Origin of the sequence: Rhodohalobacter sp. SW132 (assembly GCF_003390325.1) — a bacterium.
Taxonomy (GTDB): Bacteria; Bacteroidota; Rhodothermia; order Balneolales; family Balneolaceae; genus SW132.
In genome coordinates this window covers 142,811-167,013 of the sequence record NZ_QUOK01000005.1, presented here as the reverse complement: position 1 = coordinate 167,013, position 24,203 = coordinate 142,811, and the positions used below count along the sequence as shown (strand labels likewise).

Below are 24,203 nucleotides of genomic sequence, written 5' to 3'. Positions count from 1 at the left end.
AAATCAACGTCTATGAAATCATTCACTTTGCTCTCCCTGTTCATCCTTTGGGGAGCCCTCGTTCATGCCCAGCAATCATCTGACACAGGGGAAGCCGAAAGCAACGTTCCTAAAAAGCTGATCCCATATACCAATCCGCTTCTCAATATAGGAGAAGACCGGGTGCCTGTGGAAGAAACCCGCGAACTGGGAGAGCTTGAAAAAGAGACAATGCAGAGAATATCTGATGTCTATCGAATTCATGTACTGGCTATTGATGCACAGATTCAGGGTGATCTGGTACAGGCTGAAAGACATATAAACGATGCTTTTGCGTCCATTCAGTCGTTGATGGATGACTATCCTGAGGTTCAAAACAACCAGCGGTTTGCAGCGCTCTACAGAAGCGTGATGGCCGAATACAGGGAGTTTTACGCGATTTCTGAACCGATGAACGACGTTGAAGGAGATATTTTTGCGATCCAGGATGAACTCTTCTCTGAAAAAGATGAGTGGATTGCAGAAGGATATAACCTTCCGGATAACCTTACCTTTAACCGAACGGAAGTGCCGCTTGTACAAAATCAGCACGTAAACCGGCACCTGATGTACTACACGCTGCGTCGGCCCGAAGTTATGGAGCGGTGGCTTGAGCGTTCGGAGTACTATTTCCCGATGATGCTAGAAATTTTTGAAGAGGAGGGAGCGCCCAAAGAGCTCATTCACCTCTCGATGATTGAAAGCGGCCTGGTGCCAACCGCACGAAGCTGGGCATCAGCAGTTGGCCTGTGGCAGTTCATCCGCGCTACCGGTGCGATGTACGGCCTGGAAGTGAACTGGTGGATTGATGAACGCCGTGATCCGGTAAAATCAACCCGTGCTGCGGCGCGCCACCTGAATGATCTGTATGATATTTGGGGTGACTGGCACCTGGCCCTGGCTGGATACAATATCAGCCCGAGAGGGTTACGCCGCGCGATACGTGCAGGCGGTAATGTTGAAGATTACTGGGTAGCATTTCCTTACCTGCCCCGCGAAACCCGCGGATACGTGCCCGGTTTTATTGCTGCGACAATGGTTGCCATGAACCCGGAAGAGTTCGGTTTTCAGAGCAGCTACGGAGGAGAACGGTACCGGTATGATGTAGTGGATGTAGACGGCCTGATGCCGCTTGATGCACTGGCCAATGCCGCCGGAATCACCACAAACGAATTGAAAAGTTACAACCCGGAATTACTTCGCTGGGCAACACCTCCCGGCGATTCATACCCGCTGAAACTTCCGGTGGGAACCAGGGACGAATTTTTAATTGCCTACCAGGAGATCCCAAAAGAAGAGCGTGCGCAGGAAATTGCCATGCATACAGTAAGCAGGGGAGAAACCCTTGGGTTCATCGCTCAGCGATACGGCACATCCGTTCGCTCACTTTATGAAACCAATGAAGGGCTTAGTAATGTAATCCACCCGGGACAGCGAATTGTTGTACCCATCGCACCGGGGTCCATGGAGCAGATTTCTTCTGACAGGCCGTCAAATCAGCCCGGAGCTACAGCATCGGCATCCCGAACGCAAAGCAATCAAAACCAGGTGCAGGCTCCGCCAAACACAACTTCTGTAACCTACACCGTAAAAAGCGGGGATACGATTGGCCATATTGCAGAGTGGTACGATGTGAGGGCCTGGCAGCTGCGGGCATGGAACGGAATTTCAAATACGATTCGGGTTGGTCAGCAGTTAACAGTTCACGTACCCAGCAACAGGCAGGCGTACTACCGGCAGGTTGATGATCTTGCATTCTCCAAAAAACAGGAGCTCGAGCGCCGACAACGATCCGGAGAAGATATTTTTGCTCTCCGGTTTGATGAGGCCTCTTCATCAGGCAACGGTTCGGTAAATTATACCGTAAGGCGTAATGAAACGCTGGGCGGTATTGCCAGGCGTCATGGCGTATCTGTTGCTGCTATACAGCAGGAGAATAATCTGAACGGAACAACTATTTATGCCGGTCAGACTCTGACCATACCAACGAATTAAAAACGAATGTTCAAAAAACGATCCGGTCTACTCTGGGCTCTGTTAATCACAATCTTTTTGATCTCTTCGCTGGCTTTTGTCCGGCAGGGAGATCTTTACTTTCAGATAAAAAAACAGCTCACCATTTTTGGTGATGTTTATAAAGAAGTAGCCACTATGTATGTGGAAGAGGTGAGCCCGGAACGGATCATGAGAAGCGGAGTGAATGCTATGCTTCGTGAACTTGACCCTTATACGGTATTCATTGATGAGGGTGAACAGCAGCAGATGGAAATAATCTCCCAGGGAACCTATGGCGGAATTGGTCTGGATGCTGGTTTCAGAGGCGATCAGATAGTCGTCATCGCACCGCTTGAAGGGTATCCTGCCGAAAGAGCCGGAATTCGTTCGGGAGATGTGATCCTTTCCATTAATGAAGTAGCGGTGGAAGGCATGAACCCCGATGAGGTGCAGCAGCTTACCATTGGCGATGCTGGCACGGAGGTTTCACTAACAATTCGCCGGTCGGGCATCGAAGAGCCGATCAGGTTTGATTTGGTGCGGGAACGGATTGAGGTGAAAAACATTGAATATTCCGGACTGATTGAAGGGCATGAAAATCTTGCATACCTGCAGCTCACGCGGTTTGGTCAGCGCTCCGCCGAAGAAATCCGGGAAAAATTACTTGGATTTAAAGACCAGGGCAGCCTGGACGGCCTGATTCTTGATCTGAGAAATAATCCGGGTGGCTTGCTGAATGAAGCCGTTGAAATCGTGGATAAATTTGTTGAACCCGGAGTTACGGTAGTAGAAACGAAGGGCCGGATGGCCAATCAGAACACAGTTTTTGTTACGGATGAGCCGGCAGTATTTGAAGATCTTCCTATTGTTGTTTTAATGAACCGGGGCAGTGCCAGTGCATCGGAGGTTGTGGCGGGTGCGCTGCAGGATCTCGATCGCGCCGTAGTGGTGGGTCAGACAAGCTTCGGTAAAGGCCTGGTGCAGACTGTGCGTCCGCTTTCCTACAATACCTCGCTGAAAATAACAATTTCACAATACTACATCCCGAGCGGCAGAAGTATCCAGTCGGTCGATTATGCAGGTGAAAATGGTATCGAAGGCCGCCAGATCCCGGATTCGCTGCGGCGGGCATTTACGACCAAAAATGGCCGAACGGTTTACGACGGTCTCGGAATCGAACCGGATATAAAAGTTGACGAGGGTGAAGATTCCCGGGCAAGGGTCGCACTGTTGCAGAACAATAAATTCTTTTTCTTTACCGCTGATTATATAGCTGAACATGGAGAAGATGAAGAACCAGAAGACGCATATGAGAAGTTTTTGGACTACCTGGAGCGCGAGAATTTCAGCTATCAGCTGAGTGCCGATCAGCATTTGGAACAGCTTCTGGCCAGTAGTGAGCAATTTCATGATGAAGCTGAATCTGCACATTTAATTCGCGCACTTGAGCGCTCTGTTGAAAGGAAAAAAGATGAGGATCTCAGAAATAACCGGGAATTTATCGAACAAAAACTAACCGAAGAGTGGGCAGCTCAAACGGGTTCAGCCGAACTCAGAGCCCAAAACAGGCTGCGAACCGATCGGTCCGTTCAGGAAGCGATCCGGCTGATCGGAGACATTGAAGGATATCACGCAATTTTAAACCCGTAGATTTTTTTTGGGAAAAGCCGATCTTCATATTCATACGAATGCTTCAGACGGAGCATGTACACCTCAGGAAATACTTGATAAAGCAGTAGAGAAAGGTCTGAAAACCATATCCATAACCGATCACGACTCGATTAAAGGATATAAAAAAGCGAGAGAACTGAACGGCGGAAGAATAGAACTGCTGCCCGGGGTAGAGATGTCTGTTCAATGGAAGGATAAAGAGGTTCATCTTTTAGGGTATTGTTTTGACCCCGATGATGAAGAAGTAAATCTTATGATGCTTCGTCAAAGCCGCGCTCGAAGGAAACGGATGGCAAAAATAGTGGATCATCTGCAGCATAAAGGGATCGACATCGACCTCGATGAAGTAAAAGCAGAGGCGGGTTTTAGCAATATTGGCCGGCCGCATGCCGCATCTGTCCTGTTGAATAAAGGTGTAGTGGGATCGGTGAATGAGGCATTTATCCGGTATCTTTCATCGGAAAAACTTGGCTCTATTGGTACGGAGTATTGCACGCTTGGAGAAGCGATACGCTGTATGAAAAAAGCAGGCGGCGTACTATCGCTTGCCCACCCGGGTCCGCTCTACTCACAAAATGAAATTGATGAATTGATGGAGCAGGGAATCGACGGTATTGAATGCATTCATCCCAGCCACCCTTACCCGGTTCAAAAAAACTTTTCAAAGATTGCGAAAAAAAATAATTTTTTGGTTACCGGCGGAAGTGATTATCATGGGTCGCGGCGCTCTGATTACGATCCCTATTTTGGGATTGTAACACTGGGCGAGAAACATGTAGAAGCATTAAAACGGTTATCGCAGCAGCGATCAAAAATAAATTAGTTCAATATGGATTGGAAAAAGAAACGAATTGCAGTTGTAGCAGCCAAATGGAACTCGTTTGTTACGGATGATATGCTGGAAGGAGCCGTTGCCGCACTCAAAGGAAAAGGAATACCTGATAATCAAATTTTTACATACCGCTGCCCCGGTTCTTATGAGCTTCCCCTTGCCTGTAAAATGTGCATTGACGAATTAAATGTGGACGGTGTGGTGGCCATTGGCGCAGTTATAAAAGGAGGAACCCCACATTTTCATTATGTATGTGATGCTGTAAATAAAGGGATTGCAGAGTTAAATATACGATATGGGCTTCCTGTTTCGTTCGGAGTGCTTACAACGGACAACGTGGAACAGGCGATGGAACGTGCAGGAATTGATAAAGGGAACAAAGGTGCGGAAGCTGCGCTTGCAGTATGTGATATGCTGGAGCTGAGCCATTCGGTAAAGAATTCTAATTCTTAAATACCGCTTGAAAAATGGCTATATTAGCTCTAATATGTATAGCTTGAATAAAATATCAATAGACCTCTTTGAAAGCATTAACTCTTACAAATAACGCTCAGACAGAGTCTGATAAAAAGCTGCAGGAGGAGATTGCGAAGTCGGGAAAAATCCCGACACATATCGCAATTATTATGGATGGTAACGGGCGCTGGGCACAAACGAAAGGAAATATCCGGATCTTCGGCCATAAAGCCGGGGTGGATTCTGTACGGGATATTACAGAGTCGTGTGCTCAGCTTGGCGTAAAACATCTTACTCTCTATGCTTTTTCTACAGAAAACTGGGATCGGCCAACTGTGGAAGTTAACGGCTTGATGAAAATTCTGGTTAAGTCTCTCAAAAACGAAGCGAAACGGCTTAACGAGAATAATATTAAGTTTGTGACCATTGGCCAAATCGAACGATTGCCTGAGAAGTGCCAACGCCAGATTAGTGAGGTAACGGAACTTACCAAAGATAACGACAGGCTGCAGCTTTGCCTGGCACTTAGTTATTCCGGGCGATGGGACATCACTGAAGCGGTTAAACGACTTTCAGAGCAGGTTAAAGAAGGCAAGCTTGAACCACAGGATATTGACGATTCGATGATTAGCTCCCACCTGTCAACCGGAGAAGTTCCCGATCCCGATCTGATCATCCGCACAAGTGGTGAATTTCGAATCAGTAATTTTCTTCTGTGGCAGCTCGCCTACTCTGAGCTGTATATCACAGAAACGTACTGGCCCGATTTCAGAAGAGCTGAACTTTACGAGGCAATAAAATCCTATCAACAACGTGATCGTAGATACGGGAAGGTGAAGAACAACGGATACTCCAAATCTGCATCTGCGTCTGTATTAAAGGAAATCATATCATAACCGCTGAAAGTAGTATAAAAGGTGACACATATTAAGCATCTCTGTTTTAGTATCGCGATAATTTTTATTACACTCGGATCAATTCAAATCAGCTACGGGCAGGATTCTAATCGAATTCAAATCGAAAACCCCGAAAACCTGATGCCCCGGGAGTACGAGATCCGGGAGGTTTCCGTAACGGGACTTGTAACCGGACGGGAGAGTTACCTGATTAGCAGCAGCGGACTCAGAGTCGGAGAAACCATAACCATCCCCGGTGATGACATCTCTAACGCAATTAAGCAGATCTACCGGACCAGTCTCTTTTCCGATGTACAGATTTTTTATGAACGGCTTTCGGGTGATGGCGTAAACATACAGATTGCCGTTGAAGAACAACCCCGGCTTGGCCAATACGAAATCGAAGGGGTAAGGCGCTCTCACAGAAGAGATTTGCGCGAACGAATTAACCTGGTTTCAGGGCTTGCCGTTACCAACTCTGTTCGATCGCAGGCACTCAATACCATCAAACGATATTATGCCCAGGAAGGATATTGGGGCACTCAAGTAGAGATTGTTGAGCAGCCGAATGAAGCAAATCCTAACCGCGTGGACCTGATTTTTAACGTGGACCGCGGAGAGCGAACAAAAGTTCGCGAAATAAATTTCGAAGGGAACGAACATTTTAGCGACCGGCGCCTGAGAAAAAGCTTCGGTACCATCAAACAAGATCGCTGGTGGAGAATTTTCAAACGCCATGTGTATACCGAAGAGGAATTTGAAGAAGGAATTGCCAATCTGAAGCAATTTTACCGTGATAACGGTTTTCGGGATATCCGGGTCTTAAGTGATTCTGTTTATATTGATGACTGGCGCAGCAAAGAGGGAGTTCATTTTGATATTACGGTATCAGAAGGCCCGCAATACAAAGTCCGAAATATTTCCTGGGATGGGAATACTGTTTACAGCGATGAGCAGCTTACCCAGGCACTTGGATTTCAAAGGGGTGATATTTTTAACGCAACAAAATTTGACCAAAACCTGAATTTCCGTCAGGATGATGCCGATGTTTCGAGCCTCTATCAGAATATTGGATACCTCTTTTTTAACGTTAGTGAAGATATTCGTGTAGTAGGGGAAGATTCTCTCGATATCCATTTTGAAATTGTTGAGAATGAGATCGCTACCATTCGAAATGTAACGTTTACGGGAAATACTAAAACCCACGATGATGTGGTTCGCAGAAATTTACGAACGGTTCCCGGCAACACATACAGCCGCTCAGCTATTGTTAGAACCATCCGTGAACTTGGTCAGCTTGGATATTTTACCCCTGAAGGAATCACTCCTGATGTGCGGCCGAATCCGGAAGAGCGTACCGTAGATATTGAATTTGGTCTGGATGAAACCCAGGGATCTGATAACTTTGAATTTTCAGGTGGTTTTGGCGGACGGCAGATCGGTGTGATCCTGGCAGCACGGGTTAATTTCAATAACTTTTCCGTTCAGCGGATGTTTGAGCCCGGCGGATGGGATCCCATTCCTACCGGCGACGGCCAGCGCCTTTCACTCGGAGTGCAGGTAACAGGAAGCGGATTTCAGAGCTACAACTTTAGTTTTACAGAGCCATGGCTCAGAGGACGTCCAACGTCACTTGGAGTTTCACTGTCCTACGATCTTCTGAATTACGGCAGGCAACGAAACCGGTTTTTCAGCCCGGTACAACAAGGTTCCACTGCGAACCAGCGTAATGAGCTGATTTCAGCAAGTGTGAGCCTGGGCCGGCGCCTGCAATGGCCGGATGATTTCTTTTCCCAGCGAACCGTTCTAACGTATAATCATTTTAACGTTGCCGGTTTCGGACAGATATTTGATGACGGAAGAGCTGACCTCTTGACCGTTCGTCAAGAACTGGAGAGAAATTCTACGGATAACCCAATTTCGCCCAGTACAGGATCTAAATTTAATATTTCCGGCGAGATCGCTCTGCCTATTCCAAGTTTTGCTCAGTTTTATAAGCTGAAAACATCTTATCAGCATCATGCTACGATTGTTGGCCGGCTGGTACTCTCATCCACCGTGGATTACGGTTACATGGGATACTTCACAGAATCAAACCGGAGTAATTTCCAGCGGTTTTTCCTTGGAGGTACAGAGCTTCAGCAGCGACAAAGCTTTACCAACGACAACATTAACATGCGTGGTTTCCCCGGCGGTATTGGCGGCCAAATTTCACCGCTGGATGATTTCAGAAACCAAATTGGTGGCCGGGCATTTAGCAAATACTCACTTGAACTGCGGTATCCTGCCGTCCGCTCGGAGCAGCTGCAGCTGATTCCATACGCTTTCGTGGATGCGGGAAATACGTTTGATGGAATGACCTCGTTTGATCCATTCAACGTAAAACGAGCAGCCGGCTTTGGAGCACGGATCTTCCTGCCGATTCTCGGTCTTGTTGACCTGAGTTACGGTTACAGGCTTGATGGAACAGATCCGCACTCACAAAACCAATCGGGTCTGCAAGCGGGTGAATGGGAGTTTCTCTTCAATATCGGTGCACCATTTTAGGGTATGAAACGTTTACCAATTATTCTCTTACTGATTTGTGCACTCTCTGTCGCCGACACCAAAGCTCAGGATCAGAAAATCGGGTTTATTGACACCGACGTGATTCTTCAAAATATGCCGGAATACTCGGGTATTGAACAGCGGTTAAATCTTTTGAGTGAAGGGTGGAGAGATGATATACAGGAAATAGAAGAAGAAATTGAGCAGCTGGCGGATGATTTCGAAGCACGTGAAATTTTGTTTACAGAAGATGTTCGACAGCAGCGGTTAAATGAAATTGAAAATTTGAGACAGCAGCGTGATCGACTGGTTGAGGAGAAATTTGGTCCCCGGGGCGAATACTTCACAACCCAGGAAACACTTTTGGAACCCATTCAGCGGCAGATATTTGAGGCCCTTGATGAGGTTGCCCGAAGACAAAACTTCGATTTTGTTTTTGATCGTGCACAGGAAACACGCTTCCTGTTTGTACGTGAAGAGTGGAACCTGACTGAAGATGTGATGTTAGAGATGGGTATGGATCCGGCTGCTATAAGAAATTGATCTTTAAAAACGTTAACTTCGGCGCTTAAAATTAATTACTACCTAAAATGAAAAAACTACAGCTTTTAATAATATTCCTTTTCATTCCTCTGCTTGCAAGTGCGCAGCTCAGTGTTGGGGTGATGAATCCGGACCAGGTACTGGACTCACTGCCAGAAACTTCTGAAATCGAATCAACGCTTCAGCAATTCGTTCAGGAACGCGAACAGCGTTTTCAGGCGCGTTACCAGGAGTGGATTGAGGAGCTGACCGCATATACCGAACAAGCAGAAGCAGGCAATTTTACTGAAGCTCAGCAACAAGCTGAAGAAGAACGCCTCTCGGAAATGGAAGAAGAACTTTCCGGACTGCAGAATCGGATTCAAAATCAGATCCGTCAGCGCCAAAACGAACTTTTTTCACCTCTCTTAAATCGGGTGGAAGCCGCCATGGAAACTGTAGCGCGTGACATGGGCCTCGAATACGTGCTTAACAGGCAGTCAGGTACCGGCGAACCGATCGTTTACTATATGTCCGACAGAGGAGTAGACATCACAGAAAGAGTCATTGAATATCTTACACAAAACTAATATCGAAGGATACGCATTATGAAATTAGCAAAAATCATTCTTTTTACATCTCTTATCGCACTTACCGGTTTGATGACAGCTCCTGCCACGGTGCAGGCCCAGGACATGAAAATCGGTTTTGTGGATCCGCGTGCCGTACTGGATCGTATGCCGGAAATGAGAGCTGTTCAGCAGCGATTGCAAAACTTTTTTGAACGCAAACAGTCGGAACTCACACAAAAAGAGCGGGAATTGCAGACCGAAATCGAACTCTATCAGCAAAAAGTTGGAGTGATTTCTGAGCAGGCTCGCCAGAACGAAGAGGAAAGGCTGGGTGAACTCGATGCTGAATTCCGGCAGATGCAGAACCAGGCTGAGCAGGAACTTCAACAGCAGCGGGCACAACTGATGTCGCCGCTCCTGAACCAGATTCAAGAGGCGATCAACAATGTTGCTTCATCAAAAGGAATCGACTACGTACTCAATACCACCACATCCGGAGGGGACGTGATTATTTTGTACGTTTCTGAAGAAGTTCAGAGTGAGTACGATATCACCGATGCAGTGATGGCAGACCTGGGAATCTGATTCCGGGTTCATACAATTGATTAATTTTTAAGAAGGCGTTTATCTCGGGATAGACGCCTTTTTTTGTTTGCAGAGGATTGTACGCATCCCAATAGCCTTTTCTATTTGCAAATAGATCTATGTTTATTATATAGAGTAAGGGTAGTCAATGAAGGATATCTCGTTTGAGGTAGTACTCTTCAAGAAAAACGTTCAACTTCAATCGTATTTTAGTATATGAACGGATCAGGTCAAGGTATTCAGCTGATACTACTCATTCTTATCATGGGACTATTTTCAGCAGAAATTCAGGCTCAGGATTATGTGAAAGTCTTGTATGAAGGTGCGGAACTGCATCATAAACCGGATGATGGATCAGAAGAAAGGATACCGGTACTGCAGGGTGATATATTTGAAATAACGGATTATGATACTGAATGGGTGGCCGTCTCACTTTTCTCAGGCGAGACCCGGTATTTAAAGCATACGAGCCTCGAATTTATGTATAACCAGTATGCTGAAATTGATCTTCCTGTGATAGATCCGGAAATGTGTGTAAAAATTGAAGAGACCAGAAAAAACAGCGAAGAAAAAGCCTACTCAACCTGGCCCGATCACCTGGATAAAAGAATTCAGAAAGAGAAGTACCTCTTTGATAAAAACGTGATGAAGATATTCCGGGAGGCGGGGATATCTGCCATTTATCCATCCGCGTTAATGCAATGTGCAAATGATTCAATTGCACCCCAAATAATTGAATTCTGATACTTAAAAAAAACGGGTAACCGGTTTAATACTTCTCATTGCCAATGGCTGAACTGAAAACCAGGTGTTTCCGTCTCATTCATACTCCCTGTGCATCTTCAGGATATCGAAAACCTGGCGCTCATTGCGCCCACCGAAGGAATTGAGACAGATTCTGTTGAGCTTATCCGGGAGATGTTTTCTGTTTTTTTACCAGGAAATATCACCTTTTCTCATTTCTCCCCTGTTCACTTTTGAACGAACTGAAAACACTTCGGGATTTCTTCGTGGCTCCAAAACAGTACTTCTTCAGGCTGAAACATTCATCCCGGAAACTATCAGAAGAATACTATCCGAAAATTCTTAAATAAAGTTGAAATAGTATTATAAAAGTAGTAAATAGACGGCAGGTTAAAAATTAAAACTGCTATTATGATAAAAACGAATAAAAGTCTGCTAATCGGTCTGATCTCAACTGTCTGCATCTTCACATCATGTAGCTCAGACGAAGAAACTTTCGCTGATGTGCCTCCCCATATCCTGGAAATGGAGAATGTCACAATCTATTCCTCCGCTGATATCTCTTCTGCAGATACGTTGAGACTTACACGCGAACAGGTTTTTGGCGATACAGATGATGAACCGATTGCCTCCTATGGCTCCGTACGATCCGACCGGTTTGGCAGGGTATATATTGGGGATAGACAACGACACTCCGTTCATATTTTTGAAGAGGATGGCCAGTACATGGGGCGTATCGGTCGGGAGGGGAGCGGACCGGGAGAATTCCAGTGGGTCGGGGGTATGGAGATTTACAAAAACCACCTCTATGTTAATGATCCAAATGGTCGCAGAATAAATTTATTTGAACTGGGTTCAGATGGACAATCTTTACCGGTATTTGATTCTGCAATAATAATAGGGAGTGACAGCTGGGAGAATTTACCGGAACCCAATTTTATGAATCCAGGATTTCATTCAATTAGCAGTGAAGGATCTTTGATATTATCCTCACGTTCTTCTCCGCTATTATACCGGGAAAATCCTGATGAGACCGGAGTGAGGAAGTACTACCGCTGGAACGGAGACCATCAGGCACAACCTGAAAAGTTTTTTGAAATTTCTGAACCGGAACACATTGTTACTGAATGGTTCACTATTCCCCCGCCTTTTGCAAACAGGCAAATCATGACAATGTCAGACAATGACATGATTTATCTGGCTGATTCTTCAGAATTTTTGATCCAAACTTTTAGCTCAGCGGGTGAGTATCAGTCCGCAGTTTATTATCCATTCGAAAAGCGAAATTTAACCCGGAATGATGCTCTAAACAGCGTTGACAATCATGAACAACTTCAGGATGCAGTTCAATCCATGCAGCTACCCAATACCTGGCCGGCACTGCAACAAATGTATACCGACAACACTGGCCGCATCTGGATTTCGGTTTATGCAAAGGATAAAGAAATAAACGAATGGTGGGTCCTGGAAGAGTCGGGTGATTTAAGGGCCCGGTTTGAACTGCCAAATGGAACGGCGATAGCCACTATTCGGGATGATTACCTCTTCACACGTGAAACAGATCCTGATACCGGTTTGCAGCAGGTGGTGAGATACAGTATTGAGGTAGAGGATTCATAGCCAGGTAATCTTTCAACCTGAGTTCGATTTAAAAATGTCAAAAACAGTCCAAAAAGGGTGTCATCTCGCACTCGATGCGTGATCTCCAGTCCTTAACAAGGCAGGAGATGCCGGATCGGAGTCCGGCATGACATAATTGTTGACGAATTAACTTAACGAACGCCCTTTTTGGACTGTTTTTGTTGATATAGGATAAATTTAAGAATCGAACTCAGGTTTTCAGGTTATGAATACACAAAAATTCATACAACTTTCAGTTTTCCTGATATTTGTGATTCTGATTGGCTGTAGTGAGAAACAAGAGAGTTCTGCATCACCTGAACTCCCTGAACATCTAAAGGATATCGAAAACCTGACGCTCATTGCAGCCGCCGAAGGAGCTCTGCCCGATACGGTTGAGTTAATTCGTGAAACGGTATTTGAAAGTAATGATGAGGTGTTTATGAGGGGGTATATAAGCGAAATGGCTGTAGATGAAAATGACAGGGTTTTTATTGCAGCCACGATACCCGGAACGGTTGGCGTATATGTATTTGATGGTGACGGAGAATTTATTGACAAATTTATCCGTGAAGGAAGAGGGCCTGGAGAGTATGAGGCAATTTCATCCATGCAGATAGTGCAAGATACGCTGTACATTTTCGATGGCAGGCTTCAAAAAATGGGTCAATTTTCCACTCAGGAATTTTCTCACATCAGGGATATGCTTTTGCAAGGCAATTTTAATAATTCGGGAGATACTCTCATGGCGTAATGAGAGGCCGCAATTTGATCGCTACACATACGAATCAATACATCCTTCATAAACAGCATTTTTCAGCATACAGACAGGAAGGAGATCCACTCGAAGCCTTCTACCCGTTATCAAAAAATGGAGAAATAGTTTCAGCTCCTCTTCTTGTTGTGGATCGGTTTCCTTTCTATTTCCCGATTGAAACAGATCGACTTGAACTCCCTTTTCCCATGCCGTTTACTCGGAGTTCACTGGTTTCCTTTTCAAGAGATGGGCGTTTCTACACAAACTGGACCGACGATTTCCTGATCAGGATTTATGACAGTGAAGGGGAATTTGAAGAAGTATGGTATGAGTCAGTCACAAAGAGTGAACTGGATATGAATATTTTTGAACTTAGCAGATTTCGGGAACGGTCTCTCGCACAATATGAAATGCCCGAAACCTGGCCTGCAGTTCATACCATGGAGCTGGATGACGAGGATCGCCTGTGGGTGGCGACCATCACAGACAGTGACTTCCACCTATCAGTGGCGGGTTATCAGTCCGGAGGGACAGCTTCTGGCCCGGTTTGAAAAGGAAGGCAGAAGAACGTCGAGAAGCGTGATGAGCAAACCATTGAAAAAAATTAAAAACGGCTACTTCTATGAACTTGAGAGAGATATACCGCGAGGTATCGAGCGTATAGTTAAACACAGAGTAGAATTTATAAATCGAGATGAGAAGTAGCGGGAAATAAAGCAGAATTATTAATCATATCCGCGGAGATTACTACTATACTCGTGAATGTGATAGTGAGACGGTGTAGGAGACTGTGGTTTGGTATGGGGTTGAGATGAAGTGAAAAAGAATTTCGCTTTTTTAAATTCTTATCTCTACATTTGTAGAAGTTATTCTATAATTGTAGAGATTAAACGTATGACAAATTATATTCAATTCTGTTCATATACATTACTTTTGATACTTTTTGCTTCTGCCTGCAGCGGAGACTATCGAAAAAAAGCGATCGGACCGGTTGATGAAGTGATTGTGGTGATGGATTCCAGCCAGTGGGAAAGTGAAACGGCTGACGCCATTCGCGAAACATTTGGGCGGTACATACAGACTGTACCTCAACCCTGGGAACCCGCCTATACGCTTATCTTCAGAGATTTTGAAAGCAACCAGGAACTGGATGAACTGAAAAGGTTCAGAAATATAATTATTGCAGCACCGCTGAATGAGCAGACAAATACATCACAGCTTGTGGGTGGGATGCTCGGATCCGAAGTCCGGCAGCGAGTGGAACTGGGTGAGAGCTTTGCCTTTCCTCTGCAGGATCGGTGGGCGAGAGAACAGTGGACCCTGGTTTTGACCTCCACATCCGATGAACGTCTTGCCGAAAAAATCAGGAACAGCAGCGATGAACTGCTCTCACATCTGGAAGAGAGGGAGATCAACTATCGGACAGGAGAAATCTATAGAAGAGGTGAACAGGTTGCACTGGCCGATTCACTCTGGGAAAATCACGGATGGAGCGTGCGGATGCAGCACGATTACGTTCAGCTGTTCGACTCCACACAATCGGTAATGTTTCGCCGATATCTGCCCGACAACAACCGGTGGATGTGGGCCTGGTGGAAAGATAATGTGGAGCATGGTGATTTTATCAATCCGGAATGGATTAACAGCACCAGGGATTCTTTGATGCAATTTTTGGTGCAGGGAGAGCGGGATAGTTCTTACGTGGAAACGGACTACAGGGAGGCGGTAAAAACTCAGGAATTCAGTACAGGAAGTCGGCTCACTGGTTATGAAACAATGGGCATATGGCGAATGACAAATGATTTTATGGGCGGACCGTTTGTCCATTTCACCTATTACGATCCGGAAACGCGAAGGGTTTTTATGATAGAGTACGCACAGTTTGCACCCCGTGTAAATAAACGGCGATTCGTACGCCAGTTCCAGGCGATGGGCCGCACATTTGCCAGCGATTCAACATGGGGCAAATTTAATCCCGATTTTGCTGCCACTCAGTGAATCGTACCTCGGTTCGCCGAACCGAGAAGACCAGAAGTTGAATAAATACTCCCTCATTTCAAACCTCAACCCAGACCCCCGAACCGAGAAGACTGGAAGTTGTAAAAAATACACTTTCCTTTAAAACGTCATAGCGGATCCCGATCCGCGATCTTCCGTCTTCGCAATAAGCACTTATTTGTCACTGACGGAGCTTATAATTCCGAACCAATATGGAAGACACCACAGGACCAGAAGCGGGACAAAAGATAAAACCTCATGAACCAACATCCAGTAAAAGACCACAGAATCGAGAAATTTATTTTACTTTTTAATTCAATTACTCTACATTCGTAGAAAACACTCTAATGTTGTAGAAATATGAAACTATCCAAAACAGAAGAAGAATTGATGCAGCACCTCTGGAAGCTTCAAAAAGCATTTATGAAAGATCTCCTGGAGTGTTATCCTGAGCCGAAACCAGCCACCACGACGGTCGCAACCCTGTTGAAACGGATGCAGGATAAAGGTTTTGTAGATTATGAGCAGATGGGACGATCGCGACTGTACTTCCCGCTGGTAAAGAAAAGCGTCTACTTTTCGAAACATCTGAATGGCCTGATCCGAAAGTTTTTCGATGATTCCCCGTCGCAGTTTGCCTCCTTTTTTGCTTCGGAAACGGATCTGACCGATTCGGAGCTGGAAGAACTCAGAGAAATTGTAAACAAGGAACTGGAAAAACGTCAGTCATGATATTCTACCTCTTCAAATCAACTCTCTGCCTGGCGCTTCTTTTCGCGGTTTATCATCTCTACCTCGAGAAGGAGAACATGCCGCGTTTTAATCGCGGATATCTGCTCTTCTCCCTGCTTTTTTCGCTGATCATCCCGTTGCTGCCGGTTGGAATTGTGGATCAGATTTTATCTTTGGGTGCATCGGAATCATCCGGCGCGCAGAATCTTCAGGCGGTTGAACTGTCCGGGGATGAAGAGACTGTGGCGGTATCCGGAACTGAAAGTGGTTTGATCTCCACATCTATGATGATCAAAGCTGGAGTTTCAATGTACGTATTTGTCACTCTTCTTCTGCTGATTCGACTCACCTGCAAAGTGGAATCAATACTCCATAAAGTGCGGCGTCACGCCCGGTTCTACTACAAAGATTCCACCGTAGTGCTGCTGAAAGAGCAGACGGCACCTTTTAGTTTCCTGGGTTACATTTTTCTGAATGAGCGTGAATATAATAGCGGTAAGATAAGCCGGGAAGTCCTGATTCACGAAAACGCTCATATCCGGCAACGCCATAGCTGGGATATTTTATTGATAGAGATCCTGAAATCATTATTCTGGTTCAATCCGCTCTATAGGTATTTCAAACGGTCGTTACAGCTTAATCACGAATTCCTGGCAGACCGGGCGGTTTTGCAGAAGACTGACCGGGTGAAATCATACCAGAAAATGCTGCTGAAGACACTTGTAGGTCAGCAGCCGGCGCACCTGGCCAGTTCTTTCAATTACTCCCAAATCAAAAAGAGAATGCTGATGATGAATCGGCAAACATCATTTCAGCGATCGGTTTTGAAAATGAGCAGTGCCCTGCCGCTTTTGTTATCTGCTGCGATGCTCTTCGGAACGGACATATCCGCGCTGCAGAATTATGGTAAAGTGATCGGGATTGAAATTTCAGATTCAGAAAATATTCTGCTTAATAATGAAGAGATTCACATCTCAAAGCTGAGTGAACAGCTGACTGAGTTTGAGGATCTCCCAAATCGAACGATCGCGCTCAGGGTTCATAAAAACGCATACTTTGGAATTGTGCTGGATGTTCAGGGCGTAATGAGAGAGCATCGTCTTTTTCGATTCAGATATATATCGATTGACGAAGAATCTCCGAAATATGAGGAGATGGTAAAATCTAAAATCGGGGCGCTTACAGATGGGATAGCGACTGTTATCGAGGAATATATGAGTTTGTCACTCACAGAACAGAGAGAGGAGGCGGAGCGCTATTATGCAAATATTGTTCATGAGCACAAGTTGCTGGAAGAGAAACTGGAGACAATACGGGCAAGTCACCATTTTGAAGTTTCTTCACCTCCGGCATTACCGCCGAGCCCGGAACAGAGAGCCGGGAATGAGTAGGCTATGTCAGGTGATCTTTTCGGAGTGGACTGTAATTCGATGTTTATTTCCATCAATTTTACTCGCATTGAGCTTTGTTTTTTGGACAGGATGTACTTCCGAAGAAACAGAAGAATTAGGTCCGGATATTGTGACTCTGGATGAGTACCGGACTTTTATCAGCCACGAGGAGAATCTGATCACGGTTCCTAATTTTATCAGGTTTGATAACTCTTCAAATCTGTTTGTGTATGATGCAGCAAATGGCAGCGTATTGATGTTGAATCCCGCAGGTGAAATCGTGAGAGAATTCGGAAGGGTGGGACGCGGTCCGGGAGAAATTCAATGGGTCAGCCATATTCATTTGACCGAAAACTACCTCTACATTGTGGATACGGGTCAATTCTTAATCCATCGTTATTTGAAGGATGGTGAATACGACTCTGTGTTCAATTATGGCGAGATCGGCTACATTCCATCGGTTCCGTCGCCACCGGTTACAACATCTCAAATTATCGTGCCGACTCTGACAAATCAGCCGCACATCACCGCTGATGATGAGGTGTTGCTCTCACCGGTTCAAGCCGGAGCGTCTGCTGAATCTGTCTATCGCCTGTATGACTGGTCGGGTGAATTCAAAGCTGATGTTGGGGAAATTCCGGAAGGTTCAGCATTTACGCTGGATAACGAGGAAATTCGGAATGATATCCTGAACGGTGAGATCCCCGGATTTTACCGCGCAAATGTTTTTCCGGTGAGTAATCCGTCAAATCCGGATCAGCTGAAGCTTGTCTACGCTTCGCTTCCCAGGATAGCGCAATACCGAATGAACGGAGAAAAACTGTGGGAAACGGATCTTTCAAAGATTCCAGAATTCGAGAAAATGACAGATCACTTTTTTCAAACGATGGAGCGGATGCAGCGGGCTGATATCCGTTCGAGAATCGGGCTGGATTACTTTAATGCCGGTGTAATGGGGCCGGATGGGGACCTATTTCTTGCGTCCGAACATGAAATGATTCAGATTTACCGGTTCAATGGAGAGGGAGAATTAACTCACACCTATCGGCTCGATTCTGATCAGGAGATAGAGTTAAAACCGATATTTGATATCGATTTCTCAAACCGGGAAATCTACATCGTTACGGAGCTGGGAGACCTTCGGGCGTACCCATTTTGACTCATCTCACATTTTTCCGCCTGTTTCGGATGTAATCTTCAAAGATGTAGCCGCCAAGCTCATTGAGTGAAGAATAGTACGCACGGCCTTTGTTTGCATCGGTGAGTTCACGCACAAAATTTTGCAGGTAAGGATCCCGGGCAATCATAAACGTTGTGATGTCAATCTGTTTACGCCGGCAAACCACAGCTTCATCCAGAACCTTATTGACAATTTTACGATCAAGACCAAAGCTGTTTTTATACAAGCGGCCGTTCTCGATCATACAGGATGGTTTTCCATCCGTAATCATAAAAATCTGTTTGTTGGAAAACTTTTTCCGCTGCAGAATACTGCGGGCAACACGAAGCGCCTGGAGCGTATTGGTGTGATAGGGTCCAACTTTAAGATAGGGAAGATCTTTTACGGCAATTTCCCAGGCTTCATTTCCGAATGCGACAATGTCGAGCGAGTCGCTGGAAAAATTACGCATGATCATCTCGGAGAGGGCCATTGCCACTTTTTTTGCCGGTGTGATGCGGTCCTCGCCATACAAAATCATGGAGTGGCTCAGGTCGATTAGCAATACTGTTGAGGCGGAGGTGTGATGATCGGTATCATACACTTCGAGATCCGACTCACGCAGCTGAAACTGATCCAGTGAGCTGTGCTGCAACATATTCATAAGCGTGCCAACGCTGTCAATATGGCCGATGTCATCGCCGGGTGCCCAGTTGCGGGTTTCGGGCTGACGCTCCAGACCACGTCCTGTATGCGGTGTTTTATGCTCCCCTTTTCCGCCTTTTTTTAGCTGACGAAAGATTTCATGAAGTGATTTCTCACGAATACTACGATCCGTTTTTGATGTGGGAACCATAATCGACTCCTCCTCATCAAACCGGATGTATCCGCGATCTTGCATCTCCTCAATAAAATCACCGATTCCATAGCCTTCCTCAAACTGATCTGTGACACCATACTCCTTGTCGATATCGTTCAGCCATCGCATCGCCTGGGATACATCTCCGCCGGAAATTGTAAGAAGCTCCTGGAACAGATCCCAGAGCGTATCAAACGGAGATTTTCCCGCCTGCCGGTTAAAACGTTCATCCCACTGCTGATATCGAAAGTGCATAAAATAGCCGGTTGAGTTTTCGGTTTGATGGTATAACTATTAAAACACAACAATCATTGCATTTCAGATATGGTATTTCTCAAGACCCGGAGCAGGAATCGGTATCGAAACCGATGAAGGGGACCATGTTTTGCACAGGGATATGTGAACAGAAATACCATATCTCGGTAGTGCCGAAGCGTGGAATTCTTAGATATGGTATTTCTCAGGATTTGGAGCCAGAACCGATATCGAAGTTGAAGATGGGGAATGTGTTCAGCATGGGGATGTGTGGACAGAAATACCATATCTCCGTAGTGTCGAAGCGTGGAACCCTTAGATATGGTATTTCTCAGGGTTCGGAGCCAGAACCGGTATCGATGTTGATAAAGGGGGAAGTGTTTAGCATGGGGATGCGAGAACAGAAATACCATATCTCCTTGCTAACTTTTCTTACCTTTTGGCTGACGTAAAGATTTTTATTTGAAACCAAATGTAAACGTGCAGAAAACCGACCGATATCAATTTGAGAAACAGCTTTGGAGTGAAGGGTACAGCCGCGTGATGGGGCTTGATGAGGTGGGCAGAGGCTGCCTCTGTGGTCCGGTAGTGGCCGCCGGCGTAATTCTGAATCCTGAATCTGAAGTAAATGAGTTGCTTAAGGATAGTAAGACGATCAAAAAAATCAACCGGGAAAAACTATCTGATTCTATTAAAAAGGAGGCCGGATTTTGGACCATACAGGCATGCTCTCCGCAAGAAATTGACCAACTGAACATTTTACACGCGTCGCTTCATGCGATGACCAAGTGCAGTGAAGCCGTTGGTGCCGATCCCGATTACCTGCTTGTTGATGGGAATAAAGCGCCTGTAACTCTGCTTCCGCACGCCTGTCTGGTAAAGGGAGATGACCGATCAGCATCCATAGCGGCAGCCTCGATTCTGGCAAAAGTATACCGCGATGAACTGATGGTTAATCTCCATGAAAAATATCCGTATTACGGATGGAATCGAAACGTGGGGTATCCAACAAAAGAACATTTCACCGGGCTGGAAGAGTATGGATATACCGAACACCATCGGAAAAGCTTTAAACTAAGAACGGATAAGAAATACAGCGGGTGATTTTCCTTCTCCTCCTCGGAGGAGACAGAGCAGAAAGCGTCTGCCAAAGGCATCCTTCACGGGGCAGCGTCTGCTCAGAGGTGGGTTCTTGCTGTGTGTTGGCTGAGGAAAATGATGGTGGTTGAACTCCGGGCACGTGGGGAGCCACTTCTTCGTCATTGCCCTGACTCTGATCTCTCTGGCCTGTGCCAGACACTTTTTTACATTGCGGAAGCAGACATATTTACTATCTTTTCTTCACACAAAAATTTATACCATCAAAATTTTAAACGATGAGCAAAGAGAAAAAGATTCCCCGGTTTCATCTTGCGTTTCCTGTTAAAGAATTGAAAGATACCCTGATTTTTTACAGGGATGTGCTTGGCTGTGAAACCGGCCGAAGTTCTGATAAGTGGATCGACTTTAACTTTTTTGGTCACCAGGTGGTTGCGCACGTGAGTCCGGATGATGCAGGAAAGTCGGCCAAAAATGAGGTGGACGGCCACGAGGTTCCGGCAAAGCATTTTGGTGTGATCCTGGAGTGGGATGAGTGGCACAAACTGGTTGAACGGTTGATTGAACACAACACCGAGTTCGTGATTGCCCCGTACATCCGCTTTGAGGGAGAGCCTGGTGAACAGGCGACCATGTTTTTCCTCGATCCCAGCGGAAATGCCCTGGAGTTTAAAGCGTTTCGGGATGAAAGCCAGATCTTTGCTGTCTGATTAATTTATTTTCAGAGAGTTGTAAGTGAAATGATATTGTAGATTCATCGGATGAGTTTTTTATAAAAACCGAGTCATGAAAGGTTCAAAGAATATTCATGGATGCCTCATCCGGTGAGGGCGCTTCTGCAGGAAGAGACTCATTTCACTTTTCACCTTTCACTTTTCCCTACTCTTCAACAATTTCTTCCTGATCCTCGAGGTATCGCACGTATCGGGGAGGCAGTTCAAACGGCCGGATATCCAGAATGGCGTTCAGCCGGGGAATGCGAATAGCGGGACGATCTGGTTTACGTTCGGGGCTCCATTGGAAATTTTCTAGCCGCCGTTCAGATACCTGCGGACCTTCGGGAATATAAGAACCATCGATATTTCGCTCTGCCTTAAAATTATCAAACTCACCATTCAGAAAAATCATCGTGGATGAACCAACAGCGATCAGCTCCATGAGCCCATCAGGTTCATCGTCTTCATCTTTCTGATGAAAAATGATTTCGGAGTTATCAAAAACGATGAGCCGCTCAAGTTCACCTTCATCAAAATAGGCGTGCAGAGTGTCACCGGTCATCTGGTTGAGGCGTCCGGTTGCTGAATCTTCCTGCACGACTATTGGCCTTGGAAAGGATTTTAAAAAACGAATATCCTCATTTTCAAGCGTGGCTTCGATGTATGGACCGGTGAGCTGAATATTTTTTTGCCAGAGGATGGGATTTCCCCTCAGAATAAACATCTCTTCTTCGTCCCGGTAGTTGGCCGTATCAGCGATAGCCGAAAATTTTGTTGACCAGATCCGTACCTGCTGATAGGCATCCATCATGGAGAGTGTATCCGTTTCGGTCAGCTCAATTTTTTTGGCGATTAGGTGAGTTGTATCCGTCTCCGATTCACTTATCTCCATCATCCAGGCGTCATCGCCGGTAAGCAGGCGATACCCTAACGAATCTGCGAAAAGGTAGTTTCCCTCGAAGGTGACTTTTTCCTCATAATCATCAGCAAAAACGCGTCCATGCAGTTCGTACAGATCTTTAGAGCGGTTCATAAAGAGCGAGTCAGCCTCCAGATACTGGGTTGTGTCGGCAAGCTGAACATCTCCGTGAAAAATGGCACTGTCCGGCCGCTGAAAATAGAGCCCCGATTCGGCAAGCAGCACACCGCGTTCATCTTCAAATCGAACAGGAGAAAGAAAAACGGCAAGGTCGAGCGGAGAAATCAGGTTTATGGCTTCACTAAAAACTGTATTTGCAGGGGATTCGATAATAACGCGGCCTCTGAACTGGCTGAAATCAGTAAATGTATCGTGATAAAGCGTATCTGCCCAGATAATATCTTCATCTGTTTCAATCTGAATATTGAATGCGTGTATCAGGTTTCGGTTGATGAACTGGTAGGCGCTATCGGCTTCCATCCGCATATCTTCGGTGCGTAAGATTACATTTCCAATCAGTTTTCGTACATTTTCACCGTCGACTATGGTACCTTCAGCACGGTTCGCATTTTCAATAAAAACCTGGCTTTGTGCTGAAACCTGCTGGATAAATCCGGTAAACGAGAAACAGAGCAGAGCTGTAAGACCCGTACGAAGCAGAAGTTTTTTCGGTTTAATCAACAATAAAGTGTCCTCTTGGTTCATCGATGATATAATCAGAAAGGTCTGTCCCACTTTCAAAACCACGGCCGGATATACTGTCTGATGGAGTGACGATAATTACAAAATCGGGTGAACTGATACGATCCGTGCGTTCAGACCATAGCAGGAAATCTGAATAGAGTTGTCTGTCTGCCGCGGTGTTGACCCGAACGGAGTCGAAAAGTTCAAATTCACTTTTAGCATCGTAGTAAACCGCCCGTTTGCTCCATGCTTCGGTTTCTACGGCACCGGTTGAGTCGTATAACTGAACGTAAACGGGCCCGCGAATATGAGTCTCTTTACGTTCCGGCATCTGGTAGCTGATGGCATGAGAGCCTTCAATTAAAATTCTGGCCCGGCCGTTGTTCATTAGTATCATCTCAACATCCCAGCTCTCGGTAGTGGTTGTAAGTGAATCATTAAGGGAAGATTGCACCTGGCGTGTATCAAAATCGGAAAGTTCACCACAAGCCGTGAATGTGAAAAAGGCGATGGCGAAGATGGGAACAAGGCTACGAAGTGCCAAAATACCGGTCTCCCGCATCCCCGAGCCCGGGGACGATAAATGCGTCTTCATTAAGTTTTTCATCCACTGCAGCGGTGATGATAGAAACATCGGGATATTTTTCGGTGATTCGTTTTAAACCTTCAGGGGCGCTGATCAAAGATGTAAACCGGATTTTTTTAGCTCCCTGTTTTTTGAGATATCCGATGGCATCATCTGCGCTTCCGCCGGTGGCTAACATCGGATCTACCAGCAGTACCAAACCTTCAGAAATCCCATCCGGCAGGTTTGAATAATAGTCAACGGGTTCGTGGGTGATTTCGTCTCTGTACATCCCTAAATGCCCAACTTTTGCATCCGGAATAAAATTCATAATTGCATCTACCAGTGTAAGACCTGCCCTCAGAATGGGAACAACAATCACATCAGTATCGATATGATACCCTTTTGTTTCTGTGATAGGCGTTTGAATGGATGTTTCACGCAGAGGGAGTTCCTTCAGGGAAGTGTAGGCAAGAATAGTCGCAATTCTTGCCATTGCCGTTCGAAATTCAACAATGTCTGTATCCTGATTTCTCAGGATCGACAGATCGCGCGCCACCACGGGATGATCAAGAACGGTTACATTTTCCTTGGTATACATATTATGAACGG

23 protein-coding genes are annotated in these 24,203 nt (G+C 45.7%); 19 read left to right on the top strand and 4 right to left on the bottom strand.

Annotation, left to right across the window (positions count from 1 at the left end; all coding sequences use genetic code 11):
- Positions 1–12: 12 nt before the first annotated feature.
- The 17 genes from DYD21_RS11375 to DYD21_RS11295 all read left to right on the top strand — a co-directional run bounded on the left by DYD21_RS11375 (position 13) and on the right by DYD21_RS11295 (position 18,495).
- The gene (locus tag DYD21_RS11375; protein WP_116036712.1) at positions 13–2,013 is read left to right on the top strand and encodes a LysM peptidoglycan-binding domain-containing protein; all 2,001 of its coding nucleotides are present in this window, start codon (positions 13–15) and stop codon (positions 2,011–2,013) included.
- 6 nt (positions 2,014–2,019) lie between these two features.
- Positions 2,020–3,663: a S41 family peptidase gene (locus DYD21_RS11370; RefSeq protein ID WP_116036710.1), complete on the top strand. Its 1,644-nt coding sequence runs from the start codon at positions 2,020–2,022 to the stop codon at positions 3,661–3,663.
- Between the two features lie 7 nt (positions 3,664–3,670).
- Positions 3,671–4,507: a PHP domain-containing protein gene (locus DYD21_RS11365; protein ID WP_116036707.1), complete on the top strand. Its 837-nt coding sequence runs from the start codon at positions 3,671–3,673 to the stop codon at positions 4,505–4,507.
- Positions 4,508–4,513: 6 nt separating this feature from the next.
- Entirely contained in the window at positions 4,514–4,969 is a 456-nt protein-coding gene (gene ribH / locus DYD21_RS11360) for a 6,7-dimethyl-8-ribityllumazine synthase (RefSeq protein WP_116036705.1), read from the top strand.
- A 68-nt stretch (positions 4,970–5,037) separates the two neighbouring features.
- Positions 5,038–5,868 carry an isoprenyl transferase gene (locus DYD21_RS11355; RefSeq protein ID WP_116036703.1) on the top strand — a complete coding sequence of 277 codons (831 nt, stop codon included), beginning with the start codon at positions 5,038–5,040 and terminating at the stop codon, positions 5,866–5,868.
- 21 nt (positions 5,869–5,889) lie between these two features.
- Positions 5,890–8,415 carry an outer membrane protein assembly factor BamA gene (gene bamA / locus DYD21_RS11350; RefSeq protein ID WP_233505527.1) on the top strand — a complete coding sequence of 842 codons (2,526 nt, stop codon included), beginning with the start codon at positions 5,890–5,892 and terminating at the stop codon, positions 8,413–8,415.
- A gap of 3 nt (positions 8,416–8,418) precedes the next feature.
- Positions 8,419–8,958, top strand: a complete 540-nt coding sequence (locus tag DYD21_RS11345; protein WP_116036701.1) for an OmpH family outer membrane protein — start codon at positions 8,419–8,421, stop codon at positions 8,956–8,958.
- Between the two features lie 47 nt (positions 8,959–9,005).
- Positions 9,006–9,527: an OmpH family outer membrane protein gene (locus DYD21_RS11340; RefSeq protein WP_116036698.1), complete on the top strand. Its 522-nt coding sequence runs from the start codon at positions 9,006–9,008 to the stop codon at positions 9,525–9,527.
- Between the two features lie 18 nt (positions 9,528–9,545).
- Positions 9,546–10,094 (top strand): OmpH family outer membrane protein, encoded by a 549-nt coding sequence (locus DYD21_RS11335; RefSeq protein ID WP_116036696.1) that lies wholly within the window; start codon positions 9,546–9,548, stop codon positions 10,092–10,094.
- 264 nt (positions 10,095–10,358) lie between these two features.
- A complete protein-coding gene (locus DYD21_RS11330; RefSeq protein WP_158551584.1) occupies positions 10,359–10,838 on the top strand; it encodes a hypothetical protein in 480 nt (159 codons plus the stop codon).
- Positions 10,839–11,249: 411 nt separating this feature from the next.
- The gene (locus DYD21_RS11325) at positions 11,250–12,458 is read left to right on the top strand and encodes a 6-bladed beta-propeller (protein WP_116036691.1); all 1,209 of its coding nucleotides are present in this window, start codon (positions 11,250–11,252) and stop codon (positions 12,456–12,458) included.
- A 226-nt stretch (positions 12,459–12,684) separates the two neighbouring features.
- The gene (locus DYD21_RS11320) at positions 12,685–13,212 is read left to right on the top strand and encodes a 6-bladed beta-propeller (RefSeq protein WP_116036689.1); all 528 of its coding nucleotides are present in this window, start codon (positions 12,685–12,687) and stop codon (positions 13,210–13,212) included.
- 14 nt (positions 13,213–13,226) lie between these two features.
- Entirely contained in the window at positions 13,227–13,766 is a 540-nt protein-coding gene (locus DYD21_RS11315; protein WP_147303564.1) for a hypothetical protein, read from the top strand.
- Between the two features lie 343 nt (positions 13,767–14,109).
- Positions 14,110–15,213, top strand: coding sequence for a DUF4837 family protein (locus DYD21_RS11310; protein ID WP_116036682.1), 1,104 nt, complete (start codon positions 14,110–14,112; stop codon positions 15,211–15,213).
- Between the two features lie 360 nt (positions 15,214–15,573).
- Positions 15,574–15,945, top strand: coding sequence for a BlaI/MecI/CopY family transcriptional regulator (locus DYD21_RS11305; RefSeq protein ID WP_116036680.1), 372 nt, complete (start codon positions 15,574–15,576; stop codon positions 15,943–15,945).
- A complete protein-coding gene (locus DYD21_RS11300; protein ID WP_116036677.1) occupies positions 15,942–17,336 on the top strand; it encodes a M56 family metallopeptidase in 1,395 nt (464 codons plus the stop codon). Before DYD21_RS11305 ends, DYD21_RS11300 begins: the two co-directional genes overlap by 4 nt.
- A 67-nt stretch (positions 17,337–17,403) precedes the next feature.
- Positions 17,404–18,495, top strand: a complete 1,092-nt coding sequence (locus DYD21_RS11295) for a 6-bladed beta-propeller (RefSeq protein ID WP_116036675.1) — start codon at positions 17,404–17,406, stop codon at positions 18,493–18,495.
- Position 18,496: 1 nt separating this feature from the next.
- Here the strand turns inward: DYD21_RS11295 and DYD21_RS11290 are convergent, their stop codons facing one another.
- A complete protein-coding gene (locus DYD21_RS11290; protein WP_116036672.1) occupies positions 18,497–19,609 on the bottom strand; it encodes a VWA domain-containing protein in 1,113 nt (370 codons plus the stop codon).
- Between the two features lie 543 nt (positions 19,610–20,152).
- Between DYD21_RS11290 and DYD21_RS11280 the strand changes: the two genes are divergently transcribed.
- Positions 20,153–20,713: a ribonuclease HII gene (locus tag DYD21_RS11280; RefSeq protein ID WP_116037122.1), complete on the top strand. Its 561-nt coding sequence runs from the start codon at positions 20,153–20,155 to the stop codon at positions 20,711–20,713.
- 272 nt (positions 20,714–20,985) lie between these two features.
- The gene (locus DYD21_RS11275; RefSeq protein ID WP_116036666.1) at positions 20,986–21,417 is read left to right on the top strand and encodes a VOC family protein; all 432 of its coding nucleotides are present in this window, start codon (positions 20,986–20,988) and stop codon (positions 21,415–21,417) included.
- Between the two features lie 169 nt (positions 21,418–21,586).
- Here DYD21_RS11275 and DYD21_RS11270 read toward each other — a convergent pair whose 3' ends face one another.
- Genes DYD21_RS11270 through upp form a run of 3 tightly spaced genes read right to left on the bottom strand, consistent with a single transcriptional unit; the run spans position 21,587 to position 24,192 of the window.
- Positions 21,587–23,026 (bottom strand): OstA-like protein, encoded by a 1,440-nt coding sequence (locus tag DYD21_RS11270; RefSeq protein ID WP_158551581.1) that lies wholly within the window; start codon positions 23,024–23,026, stop codon positions 21,587–21,589.
- Positions 23,016–23,570 carry an LPS export ABC transporter periplasmic protein LptC gene (gene lptC, locus DYD21_RS11265; RefSeq protein ID WP_158551579.1) on the bottom strand — a complete coding sequence of 185 codons (555 nt, stop codon included), beginning with the start codon at positions 23,568–23,570 and terminating at the stop codon, positions 23,016–23,018. Before lptC ends, DYD21_RS11270 begins: the two co-directional genes overlap by 11 nt.
- Positions 23,557–24,192: a uracil phosphoribosyltransferase gene (upp, locus tag DYD21_RS11260; RefSeq protein ID WP_116036658.1), complete on the bottom strand. Its 636-nt coding sequence runs from the start codon at positions 24,190–24,192 to the stop codon at positions 23,557–23,559. Before upp ends, lptC begins: the two co-directional genes overlap by 14 nt.
- Between the last annotated feature and the right edge of the window lie 11 nt (positions 24,193–24,203).

Bases quoted from the DNA above. Each gene is read 5' to 3' on its own strand.
- ribH (WP_116036705.1), top strand. From the start codon at position 4,514: ATGGATTGGAAAAAGAAACGAATTGCAGTTGTAGCAGCCAAATGGAAC.
- DYD21_RS11340 (WP_116036698.1), top strand. From the start codon at position 9,006: ATGAAAAAACTACAGCTTTTAATAATATTCCTTTTCATTCCTCTGCTT.
- DYD21_RS11370 (WP_116036710.1), top strand. From the start codon at position 2,020: ATGTTCAAAAAACGATCCGGTCTACTCTGGGCTCTGTTAATCACAATC.
- DYD21_RS11330 (WP_158551584.1), top strand. From the start codon at position 10,359: ATGGGACTATTTTCAGCAGAAATTCAGGCTCAGGATTATGTGAAAGTC.
- DYD21_RS11290 (WP_116036672.1), bottom strand. From the start codon at position 19,609: ATGCACTTTCGATATCAGCAGTGGGATGAACGTTTTAACCGGCAGGCG.
- DYD21_RS11375 (WP_116036712.1), top strand. From the start codon at position 13: ATGAAATCATTCACTTTGCTCTCCCTGTTCATCCTTTGGGGAGCCCTC.
- DYD21_RS11320 (WP_116036689.1), top strand. From the start codon at position 12,685: ATGAATACACAAAAATTCATACAACTTTCAGTTTTCCTGATATTTGTG.
- DYD21_RS11280 (WP_116037122.1), top strand. From the start codon at position 20,153: ATGGGGCTTGATGAGGTGGGCAGAGGCTGCCTCTGTGGTCCGGTAGTG.
- upp (WP_116036658.1), bottom strand. From the start codon at position 24,192: ATGTATACCAAGGAAAATGTAACCGTTCTTGATCATCCCGTGGTGGCG.
- DYD21_RS11275 (WP_116036666.1), top strand. From the start codon at position 20,986: ATGAGCAAAGAGAAAAAGATTCCCCGGTTTCATCTTGCGTTTCCTGTT.
- DYD21_RS11305 (WP_116036680.1), top strand. From the start codon at position 15,574: ATGAAACTATCCAAAACAGAAGAAGAATTGATGCAGCACCTCTGGAAG.
- DYD21_RS11300 (WP_116036677.1), top strand. From the start codon at position 15,942: ATGATATTCTACCTCTTCAAATCAACTCTCTGCCTGGCGCTTCTTTTC.
- DYD21_RS11345 (WP_116036701.1), top strand. From the start codon at position 8,419: ATGAAACGTTTACCAATTATTCTCTTACTGATTTGTGCACTCTCTGTC.
- DYD21_RS11325 (WP_116036691.1), top strand. From the start codon at position 11,250: ATGATAAAAACGAATAAAAGTCTGCTAATCGGTCTGATCTCAACTGTC.
- DYD21_RS11310 (WP_116036682.1), top strand. From the start codon at position 14,110: ATGACAAATTATATTCAATTCTGTTCATATACATTACTTTTGATACTT.
- DYD21_RS11335 (WP_116036696.1), top strand. From the start codon at position 9,546: ATGAAATTAGCAAAAATCATTCTTTTTACATCTCTTATCGCACTTACC.